This window comes from Streptomyces sp. NPDC055815 (assembly GCF_053616475.1).
Genome location: NZ_JBSHDU010000020.1, coordinates 77,271 through 89,566, shown reverse-complemented (window position 1 = coordinate 89,566; position 12,296 = coordinate 77,271). Strand labels below are relative to the sequence as shown.

The window sequence follows — 12,296 nt, the reverse complement described above, 5'->3', positions numbered from 1 at the left end:
GGCCTTGGCGTACACTTCCCCGCCATGCACTTGTCTGACAACCCTGCCACGCCTGCCGCCGCCACCGTCTCCGAGTGGATCCGCCGGGCCCCCAAGGCCGTCCTCCACGACCACCTCGACGGCGGGCTGCGTCCCGCGACCATCGTCGAGCTGGCGCGGGAGTGCGGTTACACCGCGCTGCCGACCGAGGACCCGGCCGAGCTCGCGGTCTGGTTCCGGGACGCCGCCGACTCCGGTTCGCTCGAGCGCTACCTGGAGACCTTCGCGCACACCTGCGCGGTCATGCAGACGCGCGAGGCGCTCACGCGCATCGCGGCCGAGTGCGCCGAGGACCTGGCGGCGGACGGCGTCGTCTACGCCGAGATCCGTTACGCACCCGAGCAGCACCTGGAGGGCGGTCTCACCCTCGACGAGGTCGTCGTGGCGGTCAACGACGGCTTCCGCGAGGGCGAGCGCCGCACCGGCGGCCGGATCACCGTCCGTACGCTGCTCACCGGCATGCGGCACACCGACCGCTCCCTGGAGATCGCGGAGCTCACGGTCGCGCACCGGGACAACGGCGTGGCCGGCTTCGACATAGCGGGCGGCGAGATCGGCAACCCGCCGGCCCGCCACCTCGCCGCCTTCCAGCACCTGAAGCGGGAGAACTGCCACTACACGATCCACGCCGGCGAGGCCGTCGGCGCGGAGTCGATCCACGAGGCCGTGCAGGTCTGCGGCACCGAGCGGATCGGTCACGGCGTGCGGATCACGGACGACATCGCGGAGGACGGCACGCTGGGCCGGCTCGCCTCGTACGTCCGGGACAACCGCATCGCCCTGGAGGTCTGCCCGACGTCCAACCTGCAGACGGGCGCCGCGAAGGACTACGCCTCGCACCCGATCGACGAGCTGCGCCGGCTCGGCTTCCGGATCACGCTGAACACCGACAACCGGCTGGTCTCCGGCACCACCATGAGCGAGGAGTTCCAGCACATGGTGGACGCCTTCGGGTACGGCCCGGAGGTCTTCGAGGAGTTCACGGTCGCCGCCCTGGAGGCCGCGTTCCTGCCGCTGCCGGAGCGGCAGCGGCTCGTCGACGAGGTGGTCCGCCCGGGGTACGCCGCGCTGTAGGACCTCCTATCGGACCCTGCCCTCCACCAGGGGCAGGGAGAGCGTCCCCGTGGACTCGGGGGCGCTGACGACGGTCACCGGCTTGATGCCGCGGTTGCCGGAGTACGCGGTGTCGCTCGCGGCGACGACGAACTCCAGCCGGTGGCCGGTCTCGTAGCGGTGCACGATGCCCGGCAGCTCGACCGTGAAGGGGCGGGTGACGTCGGGGACGCGTACGGGCGCGACCAGCCGGTTGACGAGGGTCTTCGTGCCGTCGGGGGCGACGTCGTACAGCTTGGCGAAGAGGACGAGCTTGTCGGCGGCGTCCCCCGATTCCTGGACCCGCTCGGTGGCCGGGGAGACGACCTGGAGGGTCGCCCTCGGTGCGCCGACGAGGTCGACGGGCTCGGTGAGCGGGGCGCTGGTCCAGCCGAGGTAGGTGCCGGGGGTGTCGTACGGGCGGGGGTCGGGGAGCCCGATCATGCCGGCGAGCGAGGACTCCGAATGGCTGGTCGGGACCAGCCAGTTGCTGTACAGGCGGGAGCCGCGGGCGACCTTCGTACGGTTGTCGACGAGCTTGCCGTCGCCGGAGAGGTACAGCTTCTGGCTGAGCGCCGGGACCCGGTCGGCGGTGCCGTAGCCGCTCCGCCCCTCGCGGTACCAGGCGAAGGCGGGGCCGGTGTCCGCGGCGGCGTTCTTCCGGAGGTACCGGTCGAACCAGGCGAGGACGCGCTGCCCCACGTAGCTTCCCTCGGGGTTCCCGAGGTCGAGTTCGCCCGGCCGCTGTCCCCCGCTGTGGCCCCAGGACTGCCAGATCATCCGGGTGTCGATGCCCCGCTCGCGCAGCCGGTCGTAGGTGGCGCGGGCCTCGTTGAGGTTGAACAGGCTGTCGGACTGGCCCTGGACGATCAGGGTGGGGGCGGTGATCCGGTCGAGGTAGGAGACCGGGGAGACGCTGCGGGCGTAGGCGAGCATCCGCTCGCTCGCGGCGGCCGGGTAGCGGCCGGAGTTGAGCAGCTTGATCGTGTCGCAGGCGTCGGTGACGAAGTGCAGACAGCCGAGGGAGTTGATCCGGCTGGGGTCGAGCGACGGGGAGAGCAGGGGCTGGCCCTCGCCGATGAGGTAGAAGCCGTTGGCCCACTGCCATTTGAAGACGCCGGGGGTGTTCCGGTCGGCGGCGTTGGGGGCGAGCGCGTACGCGAGGTCGTTCCAGGTGATGAGGGGGACGAGGGCGTCGATACGGGGATCGACGGAGGCGGCCGCGAGTTGGACGGCGCCGCCGTAAGAGCCGCCGATCATGCCGACGCGCGGGTCGTCCGCGCCGTCCCGGGTGACGAAGTCGGCGCGGGTGCCGTCGTCGGCGGCGCGGCTGCCGGCGAGGAAGTCGACGAGGCGGGCGGCGGCCCGGCCGTCGCCCTCCGGGGTGTCGAGGGAGATCAGGCAGCCGGACTTGCCGAAGCCGAGGCCGGAGTAGACGAGGCCGACGTAGCCGCGTTCGGCGAAGGCCTTGCCGATGGCGGCGGTGGAGCCGTCGCTCTTGCTGCCGCCGAAGCCGTTGGTGGCGAGGACGGCGGGCGCGGGGTGCGCGGCGTCCACGCCGGCCGGGCGGTAGAGGTCGGCGTCCACGGTGCAACTCCGGCCGCCCGCCTCGACGGTGAACCGGAGCGGGGTGACGGTGTACGGGGCAGCTTCGGGCTCCGCGCCGGCGGCGGGCGCGGCGAGGGCGAGGGGCGCGGCGAGCGCGACCGCACCGGCCGCGAGCGCGAGGACCTTGCGGGATCGGGGCACGGCACGGGACACAGAGACCTCCACGCTGAGGACGACGCCGAGAGACCCGGGTACCTACCGACTGGTAGGTACCCGGGCAGCGCCCATGCTGTGACACGTGTCATAGGCACGTCAACGCACCGGACGAAGGTTGTTGACGCAGATTCAGTGAAGGCGGCGCGGACCGCCCCGGCAGCCGGGTCCGCGGACCGCCGCCCACTCCTCGATGGGAGAATGGCGGCATGACAGGCGCTGAGGAATTCAGACCCGAATCGGAGCGGGTGACGCGCGCGCTGCGCGATCAGATCATCGACGGGACCCGGGCACCCGGCAGCCGGCTGGTGGAGCGGGAGATCGCGGCCGAGCTCGACGTGAGCCGGCTGCCCGTCCGCGACGCCCTGCGGGACCTGGTCGCGGAGGGCCTGGTGACGCCGCGGCCGCGCACCTGGGCCGTGGTCCGGGAGTTCAGCGCGTCCGACATCGCGGACCTCGGCGAGGTCCGGTCCGCCCTGGAGGTCCTCGGCTTCCGGCTCGCCGCGCAGCGCCGCACCCGGGCGGGGCTCACCAAGCTCCGCGCCGACCTCGACGCCGAACTGGCGGCGGCGGCCAAGGGCGACGGCCCGGCCGCACGCCGGGCGGCCGCCGACTTCCACGAGACCGTCACGGAGCTCGCGGACAACGCGCTGCTCAGCGAGCTCAACGCGACCCTGCGCAGCCGGATGCGCTGGATGCTCGGGCAGCACGACGACTTCACCGTCGTCGCCGAGGAGCACGCGGAGCTGTACCGGGGGATCGAGGCGCGGGACGTGGAGCGCGTCGAGAAGCTGGCCCTGCGCCACCTGGAGACGAGCCGGGACGAGGCCGCCGCGCACCAGCGCAGGACGGCGGAGCAGTAACCCTCCGGGCGTCGCCGGCGGCGGGTCGCGATCCCACCGGCGTGGGCCGTGGGCGCGGCGGGCGCGGGTCTGGCGCACCGGTTCGCCCCGCAGCTCTCCGACGCGGTGACCGGTGTCGTACGGACAGGGGCCCCTTCAGCGCAGGGCCGGTGCGTCCAGGGTGAGCGTGCCCGTGTCCGCGTCGAGGACGGCGGGCAGGCCGAGCGGCAGGGTCAGGGCGGTCGGGCTGTGTCCGAAGCCCATCTCCTCCAGGACCGGCACGCCGAGGCCGCCGAGCCGGTCGGCGAGGACCGCGCGCACCTCCTCGTACGGGCCGCACTCCTCCCAGGAGCCGAGGCCGATGCCCGCGACCCCGTCCAGCCAGCCGGAGCGGAGGAGTTGGGTGAGGATGCGGTCGAGGCGGTACGGCTCCTCCCCCACGTCCTCCAGGAGCAGCAGCCCGCCGCGCGCCGAGGGCCGTCCGTGCGGGGTGCCGAGGTCGGCGGCGAGGAGGCTGACGCAGCCGCCGAGCGTCACGCCCCGGGCGCGGCCCGGCACCAGGGCCCGTGCCGTCTTCGGGGCGAGCGTCAGGACGGTCTCGGGTGCGAAGAGGGTGGCCCGCAGCGACTCCTGGGTGGTGGCGTCCGAGAGGAATGTGGCGGCGGCGACCATCGGCCCGTGCAGGGTGGCGAAGCCCGCGCGGACGGCGAAGGCCTCGTGCAGGGCGGTGACGTCGCTGTAGCCGACGAACGCCTTGGGCCCGGCCGCCCGGATCGCCGTCCAGTCCATCAGGTCCACCATGCGCTGGGCCCCGAAGCCGCCGCGCGCGCAGAGCACGGCGGAGACGGCGGGGTCGCACCAGGCCTCGGTCAGGTCGCGGGCCCGCGCCCGGTCCGCCCCGGCGAGGTACCCGAGGGTGGGGTGGGCGTCCAGGACGTGCGGGGCGACGACCGGTTCGAGGCCCCAGCCGCGCAGGATGCCGAGCCCGGCGGTGAGCCGCTCCTCGGGTATGGGCCCGCTGGGGGCGACGACCGCGACCCGTGCCCCGGGCGCGAGCCGCTCGGCCCGGGCCAGGGCGTCCACCGGGGTCACGTGCGGTACTCCAGATCCGTCACGTCCGGGCGTTCGATCCCGAAGGTCCTTACGTACAGGGCGAGTTCGGCCTCCAGGGCGCGGATCATGGTGTCGGCCCTGCGGAAGCCGTGCCCCTCCCCCTCGAAGGCGAGGTAGGCGTGCGGGACGCCCCGGCCGGCCGTGCGGGCGAGGAAGCGCTCGGCCTGCGCGGGCGGGCAGATGACGTCGTCGAGGCCCTGGAGCAGCAGGAACGGGACCGTGACCCGGTCGACGTGCTCGATGGGCGAGCGCTCCTTGTAGCGGGCGGGCACCTCGTCGAGCGGTCCGATCAGTCCGTGGAGGTACTGGGACTCGAAGTCGTGGGTCTCGTCGGTGGCCCAGCCCCGCAGGTCGAGGATGGGGTAGATGATCGTGCCGCAGGCGTACACGTCGGTGGAGACGAGGGACGCGGCGGTCGTCCAGCCGCCCGCGCTGCCGCCGCGCACGGCGAGCCGGGCCGGGTCGGCGGTGCCCTCGGCGGCGAGCGCCGCCGCGACGGCCGCGCAGTCCTCGACGTCGACGACGCCCCACTGCTCGCGCAGCCGCTCCCGGTACTCCCGGCCGTAGCCGGTGGAGCCGCCGTAGTTGACCTCGGCGACGCCGATGCCCCGTGAGGTGAAGTAGGCGATCTCCAGGTCGAGGACGAGCGGGGCGTGCCCGGTGGGCCCGCCGTGCGCCCAGATCACATAGGGCGGCAGCTCGCCCTCGGGCCCGGTGAAGCCGGGGTGGTGGGGCGGGTGGACCTGTGCGTGGATCTCCCGGCCGCCGGGGCCGGTGAAGGTGCGGATCCGGGGCTCGGGGAGGTGGGCGGGGTCGACGGCGTCGCTGTGTGCGGCGCCGACGACGCGGCTGCGGCCGGTGCGGGTGTCGAGCTCGACGAGCTCGTAGGAGCGGTGCGGTCCCGCGGCGACGCCGACCACGCGGGTGCCGTGCGCGGCGAGGGTGGAGGCCCATTCGGTGCGGTCCCCGCCCGCGTCGACGAGGGCGCGGCGCTCGGGGTCGAGGATCCCGAGGGTGGTGGTGCCCCGGCCGTGGACGACGGCGATCAGCCCGTTCTCCAGGGGCGTGAACCAGCGCAGTCCGATCTTCCACAGCGGGCCGCCGAACTCCTCGGCGCGGGGGCAGAGCGCCTCGGGTTCGGCGAGGACGCCGTCGGCGGTCGCCTCCGCACGGTAGAGGTTCCACCAGCCGGTGCGGTCGCTGACGAACAGCAGTCGGCCGGCCGCGTCCCAGTCGACCTGCGGGATCGACTCGGCGGTCCCCCCGGCGACGGTCCTGGCCTCGCCGAAGGCGCCGTCGGGGGTGACCTCGGCGAGCAGGACCTCGGTGCCGTCCCAGGGCATCCGGGGGTGGTCCCAGGCGAGCCAGGCGGCCCGGCGGCCGTCCGGGGAGAGCCTGGGTCCGGTCACGAACCGGTGCCGCCCGTCGGAGAGTTCACGGACGGCGGTGCGGTCCTCGGCGGCCGAGCCGTCGAGGGGCACGGCGGCGAGGACGCGACGCACGTCGGTCGGCGCGGGGCCGGTGAACTCCTCCAGGACGCACCAGACCTCGCCACGCTCCGGGTGGATCACCGGGTCCACCCAGCGCAGTCCGCCGCCGACGGCGGAGACCGGGGTGAGCGGCCGCGGCTCCGCGCCGGGGGCATCGGGTTCGTACGCGTAGAGCCGCTGGTCGGGGAAGTGGCAGAACACGGCGAGCGGTCCGTCCGCCGGGCGCGCGACCGCCGCCCAGGGCTGCCCGCCGTACTCGATCACCCGGCTGCGGACGTTCCACGGGGCGGGCAGCAGGCCCTCCTCGGTGCCGTCGGCGCGCCGCCGGACGAGGGCGCGCCGGCCGCCCTCCTCGGGCCGGGGCGCGGTCCACCACAGCTCGTCGCCGACGGTGCCGAGGTACTCGGGTCGCCCGTCGCGCGCGGCGGCGAGCGCGGCGCTCACGGGCGACGGCCAACTGCCGTACCCGGCCGTGGTCGTGGGCATGCCGTCTCCGCCTGTCATGGGCCTGTCTCCCCCTGTCACGAGCCTACGCGGACTTCAGATAGTGGTCGAGCACCCGGACGCCGAAGTGCAGGGCGTCCACGGGGACGCGCTCGTCGACGCCGTGGAAGAGGGCCCCGTAGTCGAGGTCCGGGGGCAGCCGGAGCGGCGAGAAGCCGTAGCCGGTGATGCCGAGCCGGGAGAACTGCTTGGCGTCGGTGCCGCCGGACATGGTGAACGGCACGACGTGGCCGGCCGGGTCGAAGCGCTCGACGGCGGCCCGGAGCTTGGCGAAGGTCGGCGAGTCGACCGGGGCCTCCAGGGCCACCTCGCGGTGGTGGAACTCCCACTCCACGTCGGGCCCGGTGAGCTCGTCCATGGTCGCGGCGAACTCCTCCTCGGCGCCCGGCAGCGTCCGCCCGTCGATGTAGGCGACGGCCTGGCCCGGGATGACGTTGACCTTGTAACCGGCTTCGAGCATCGTCGGGTTGGCGCTGTTGCGGACGGTCGGCTCGACGAGGGCGGCGGCGGGGCCGAGCTTGTCGAGCAGGAGGTCGACGTCCAGGTCGGGGGCGCTCGTGTCGACGTCGACGCCGTACAGCGCGGCCAGTTCGGTGAGGGCCGCGCGGACCGTGGTGGTGAGGCGGACCGGCCAGGTGTGGTGGCCGATCCGGGCGACGGCCGTGGCGAGGCGGGTGACGGCGTTGGCCGTGTTCACCTTGGAGCCGTGGCCGGCCCGGCCGTGGGCGGTGAGCTTGAGCCAGGCGGTGCCCCGCTCCCCCGCCGCGATCGGGTAGAGGGTGGTGCCGGGCTGCGGATGGAAGCTGAACGCCCCGGACTCGCTGATGCCCTCCGTACAGCCCTCGAAGAGCGCGGCGTGCCGGTCGGCGAGGAAGCCGGAGCCGTCCTCGGCGCTGGCCTCCTCGTCGGCGGTGTAGGCGAGGACGATGTCCCGGCGCGGGCGGATGCCGTGCCGGGCCCAGTTCCGGACGACGGCCAGGACCATCGCGTCCATGTTCTTCATGTCGACGGCGCCGCGCCCCCACACGAGCCCGTCGCGGACCTCGCCGGAGAAGGGGTGCACGGCCCATTCGGCGGGGTCGGCGGGCACCACGTCCAGATGGCCGTGGACGAGGAGCGCCTCGGCCGAGGGATCGGTGCCGGGGATTCGCGCCACGACATTGGTGCGGCCGGGGGTCCGCTCCAGGAGGGCCGGCTCGATCCCGGCGTCGGCGAGCCGCTCGGCGACGTACTCGGCGGCCGGCCGCTCGCGGCAGTCGCCGCCGCCGCAGTTGGTGGTGTCGATGCGGATGAGCTCGGAGGTGAAGGTGACCACCTCGTCGAGCGCCGTCGTGTCCGGGCCCCGGACCTCCTCAGCCATACTGCTCCTCCACCGCGGCCGAGACGATGGTCGTGACCGCCTTGAACGTGCGAATTGCCTCGTACATCGTCTCGCTGGTGTACGCGACGCGCCGCTCGCCGCTCCGCGCCACGCCGGGAACCACCGTGGCGGCGGCGCCCAGGTGCTCGGCGTCGAACTCGAGCTCCACGGTGAACGGGCCGCCGCGGACCGGCTCGTGCCGGACGGCGAGCGCGGTGGCCGTCTTGGCGGCGGCCCGGATGTCGGCGGCGGTCCTGGCCGGGGTCCGGCACACCGCCGCGTACCGCGAGACGTGGTCCTTGACGGCGACCTTGGGCGCCTCCGGCGCGTACCCGAGGGCGTCCTCGCAGGTCAGGTCGTCCCCGGTGACGAGGACGACGGGCACTCCGTACTCCGCGACCACATGGGCGTTGAGCACGCCCTCGCTCGCCGGCTCGCCGTTGAGCCAGACCCCGGTGATGGAGTTGGCGAGGTAGGTGTGCGCGAGGACGCCCTCAGCCCCGGCGCCGGTGTGGTAGCCGACGAAGGCGATGCCGTCGACGTCCCCGTGCTGCACTCCCTCGACCATCGAGAGCGACTTGTGCCGTCCGGTGATCATCTCGGCCCGCTCGTCGAGCTGCTCAAGGAGCAGGTTCCGCATGGTCGAGTGCGCCTCGTTGATGAGGACCTCGTCCGCGCCGCCGTCGAAGAAGCCGAGCACCGCGGCGTTCACGTCGGAGGTGAACATCGCGCGGCACCGCTCCCACTGGGGCGTGCCGGGCATCACGTCGGCGGGCCAGGTCACACCGGTCGCGCCCTCCATGTCGGCGCTGATGAGGATCTTCATGCCTGGCACCGTACGCGCCGCCCGGCCGCCCTACCACCCCTGTGGATAACCGCCGTTGGAGTGGACCAATGGCACCCACCGGACGGCCGTACGGATCACCGGGCCGGTTCCGGATACCGCCTGGGGTCCTCCACCGCGAACCGGCGCAGCGCGGCGGCCGCGCGCCGCTCGGGCGGAGTGCCGTCGTCGCGCAGCCTCCACACGTACTGCCGCTGCTGCGCGTCCGGCGGGCCGCCGGGGGTCGGAGGCAGGTCGTCGTAGGTGATCACGGCCGTGTCCGGATCGCCGAACTCCGTGCTCGCCCACCCCTGCCTCAGGCCCCAGCGGGCAAGGAGCGCCGGCTGCTCTCTCAGCCCTCGGGCGATCAGCCGGGCGGTGTCCCGGGCCGGCCAGCTCCAGCCCCGGTCCCGCTCGGCGCGGGCGGCCTCCGTGTCGTAGGCGGCGGCGTCGAAGCGGAGGACGGGCAGGTCCGGCAGTCCCCGCGGCGCCCCGGGGCGGCTCCAGTCGCCCCACACCACGTGCGGGCCCTCCCGGCGCACGGTCACGTAGAGGGCGCCGCAGCAGCCCTCGGAGCAGTACGCCTCCGCGAGCCGGACCGCGCGGGGCTCCGCAGTGGCGCGCAGGGCACCGGTGTCGAGGAGCCGTTCGGGCGCGTCGCCGGGCCCGCGGCCGAACGCCCAGGGCACGAACGGCCGGCCGTCGACGAGGAAGCGGGTCTCGACGGCGTCCGGGTCGCCGGGGTCGGCGACGACGACCTCGATCCCCAGGCAGGGCACACGACCCGGCTCCGTCGCGAGCGGCTCCGCCACGGGCGGCTCGGTCGCGAGCGGCTCCGGCGAGGCGGTGGCGGCGCGCAGGCGGGGTGCCGTGCGGCGGATCCACGCGGCCCGCTGCCGCGCCCGCGGGTCGGCATCGGCGTCGCCATCGGCACCGGCATCCGTGTCCCGCTCCGCCTGCTCCCCGACCGCCGCGAGCAGGGCGCCGAGGACCTGCTCGCGTCGGCCGGGCGGCCAGTCGAGGAGGTGCGAGGCGCCGCTGTGGAGGTCGAGGGCGAGGGACAGCAGCCGGGCTTGCCGGTCGAGGCCGGTCGACGGGGTCTCGCCGGCCACGCGCGCGGTGATCGCCTCGTACAGGTCCACGGCGTCCCCGTACTCCAGGAGCGCGGTCGTGTAGTCGCGGCGGCTCGTCATCCGCGTCAGCAGGAGCACCGCCTGGGCGAGCAGTTCGGGGTCCTCGGGGTGGGCCCGGAGGAGTGCGGGGAGCCGGGTGGCCTCCGCGATCCATCGCGCCATGTCGGGGCCGACGTCCCTGGGGCGGTCGGCCGGCACCCGCACGACGAGGGCCCGGAGGTCGTTCGTACGGCCGGAGACGAGGGCGTCGGCGAGGGCGCGCAGCCCGGTCGCACGCGCGCGGTGGGCCAGGCTGACCGTCGCGGCGGCCGGCGGGTCGAGCGCCGTGAGGGCCTCGACGGCGGCGGAGTCGAGACCGTCGAGCATTCCGAGGTCGCGCAGGTACGGCACGTCCTCGGGTTCGCCGAGGACGCTCAGTAGCCCGATGCCGGCGGCCACGCCGACGAGGGTGGTCCCGGTCCGGACGAGGAGGCGGCCGAGGGCTCGGGCGGCCGGTGCGTCGGGGTGGTCGAGGGTCGCGGCGGCCCGCAGGACGGTCCGGTCGCGGACCCCGGTGGCCACGAGGGCGGTCTCCGGGTCGGCGCCGGGCGCGGCGAGCAGGCCGCGGAGGACCTCCGTCACGCGGGCGCGTGCCTCGTGGTGGAGGGGGCCGGGGCCGCGGGGGCGCGGAGTGCGCGCGGAGTCGGGGAGGGGGTGGCCGCCCCGGGGGACGGGCGCGCCGCGCAGGCGGCGGGCGTGGTCGGACAGGGCGGGGGCGAGCGTCGAGCGCTCGTGCGAGGCGCTCACCGCGCGGGGTGGAGCTCGATTCCGTGAGTCATGGGGGCATGGTGTCCTGGGGACGGCCCGGTGCGCCACCCGATTGGCGGACGTCGAATCGGACGAAACATCGCCAACGGGTGCGTATAGGCTGTCGGCCGCAGTTGTCGTTGTCGACCTTCCGGAGAGCTCTCGGTGACCATCGCCTTCACCCCGTCCGAATCCGCGCCCGTCGAGACCGAGTCCGTCGTCGTTCCTGAGCCCGCCGGGCCCGTGATGGCGGAGGAGCCGGAGTTCTGGGAGCCGTCGGCTCCCGAGCCGCAGGAGCCCCAGGGGGCGGAAGAGGCCGTCCAGGACGCGGACGACGTGCCGGACGCCCAGGACCACGACCCCGTCGTCGTCCGTGACGCCGAGGACTTCGGGGTCTACGCGCGGACCGGCGGCTGGACCTTCGCCCTCAAGGTGGCCCGGAGCGTCCGTCCCGGCGGCCAGCCCGCCGAGGGGACCGCCAGGACGAAGGTCTCGGCGAAGGCCTTCGCGCAGCTCGCGGGGTGCTCGCCCGAGCGGGTCATGCGCTACTACAAGGCCTGGGACATGGCGGCCGACGACGGTCTGGTCCCGCAGTTCGAGGTGCTGGTCCCGGGCGAGGACATCGAGCTGCCGGACGCGGACGTCTGGCTGTCGTACTACACCTCCCGCAACAGCGCGTCCTCCGTGCGCGGCCAGGCGATCACCGCGGCGGCCGAGGCGGAGGGCATCCGGCCGACGAAGGCGCTGGAGGTCGCGGAGAACCCGACGGCGCTGCGGGCGGCGATCCTCGCCGACCCGGGGACGGCGGAGGCCGCGCGCGGGGCGCTGCTCGACCGGATGAAGGAGGACCCGGCCCTCCAGACCGAGATGGCCCGGGCCTTCGCCCGTACCGACGACCTGAAGAAGGCGGTGGCGAGCGAGGCGAAGGCCGCCGACCGCATCGGGTACGTGCGCCAGATCGTCGAGAACGGCCAGATCAAGACCCCCGCCGGGCAGACCGTGGAGGCGCCGGCCGAGCTGCGGGCCGAGGCCGAGCGGCACCTGTCGCTCCTCGACGAGCTGGACGACTCGGAGGAGGCGGGCGAGTGGGCCGGCGAGGCCTACGACACGGTGAAGGGCCTGGTCGCCAAGGCGGTCGAGGAGGATCCGGCGCTGCGCGTCCAGGAGCGGCGGACGAAGTTCTACAACAGCCTGCAGAAGGCGACGAAGGTCTTCGAGGAGCTGACGCTCGACGAGGTGATGGAGGAGGACATCTACGAGGCGGACATGCTCCAGCGCCTCGAAGCCCTCCAGGAGGCGATCGCCACCTGCATCAGCGCGCTGCGCAAGGCGACGACCACCTCCTGAGACTCC

Annotated in this window: 9 protein-coding genes; 3 read left to right on the top strand and 6 right to left on the bottom strand. The window is 74.4% G+C overall.

The features are described 5' to 3' along the window. Positions 1–24: 24 nt before the first annotated feature. Entirely contained in the window at positions 25–1,113 is a 1,089-nt protein-coding gene (locus ACWGN5_RS15675) for an adenosine deaminase (protein WP_389233218.1), read from the top strand. Between the two features lie 6 nt (positions 1,114–1,119). Here ACWGN5_RS15675 and ACWGN5_RS15670 read toward each other — a convergent pair whose 3' ends face one another. Beyond that, positions 1,120–2,892: a CocE/NonD family hydrolase gene (locus ACWGN5_RS15670; RefSeq protein ID WP_453515179.1), complete on the bottom strand. Its 1,773-nt coding sequence runs from the start codon at positions 2,890–2,892 to the stop codon at positions 1,120–1,122. A gap of 209 nt (positions 2,893–3,101) precedes the next feature. On the opposite strand from ACWGN5_RS15670, the gene ACWGN5_RS15665 reads away from it, so the two are divergent. After that, complete coding sequence (locus ACWGN5_RS15665) at positions 3,102–3,755, top strand: GntR family transcriptional regulator (protein ID WP_453515178.1); 654 nt, start codon at positions 3,102–3,104, stop codon at positions 3,753–3,755. A gap of 135 nt (positions 3,756–3,890) precedes the next feature. Here the strand turns inward: ACWGN5_RS15665 and ACWGN5_RS15660 are convergent, their stop codons facing one another. The 5 genes from ACWGN5_RS15660 to ACWGN5_RS15640 form a co-directional block, all read right to left on the bottom strand. Continuing rightward, complete coding sequence (locus tag ACWGN5_RS15660; protein ID WP_453515176.1) at positions 3,891–4,826, bottom strand: S66 peptidase family protein; 936 nt, start codon at positions 4,824–4,826, stop codon at positions 3,891–3,893. Further along, positions 4,823–6,841: a prolyl oligopeptidase family serine peptidase gene (locus ACWGN5_RS15655; RefSeq protein WP_453515175.1), complete on the bottom strand. Its 2,019-nt coding sequence runs from the start codon at positions 6,839–6,841 to the stop codon at positions 4,823–4,825. The genes ACWGN5_RS15660 and ACWGN5_RS15655 overlap by 4 nt, the downstream gene beginning before the upstream one ends. Positions 6,842–6,866: 25 nt before the next feature. Continuing rightward, positions 6,867–8,201 (bottom strand): M20/M25/M40 family metallo-hydrolase, encoded by a 1,335-nt coding sequence (locus ACWGN5_RS15650; RefSeq protein ID WP_453515173.1) that lies wholly within the window; start codon positions 8,199–8,201, stop codon positions 6,867–6,869. Further along, positions 8,194–9,027 (bottom strand): M55 family metallopeptidase, encoded by an 834-nt coding sequence (locus ACWGN5_RS15645; RefSeq protein ID WP_369147453.1) that lies wholly within the window; start codon positions 9,025–9,027, stop codon positions 8,194–8,196. Before ACWGN5_RS15645 ends, ACWGN5_RS15650 begins: the two co-directional genes overlap by 8 nt. Before the next feature lie 95 nt (positions 9,028–9,122). Then, the gene (locus tag ACWGN5_RS15640; protein ID WP_453515171.1) at positions 9,123–10,943 is read right to left on the bottom strand and encodes a hypothetical protein; all 1,821 of its coding nucleotides are present in this window, start codon (positions 10,941–10,943) and stop codon (positions 9,123–9,125) included. A 165-nt stretch (positions 10,944–11,108) separates the two neighbouring features. On the opposite strand from ACWGN5_RS15640, the gene ACWGN5_RS15635 reads away from it, so the two are divergent. Continuing rightward, on the top strand, positions 11,109–12,290 hold the full coding sequence (locus ACWGN5_RS15635; protein ID WP_453515169.1) for a hypothetical protein: 1,182 nt from the start codon (positions 11,109–11,111) through the stop codon (positions 12,288–12,290). Positions 12,291–12,296 lie beyond the last annotated feature (6 nt).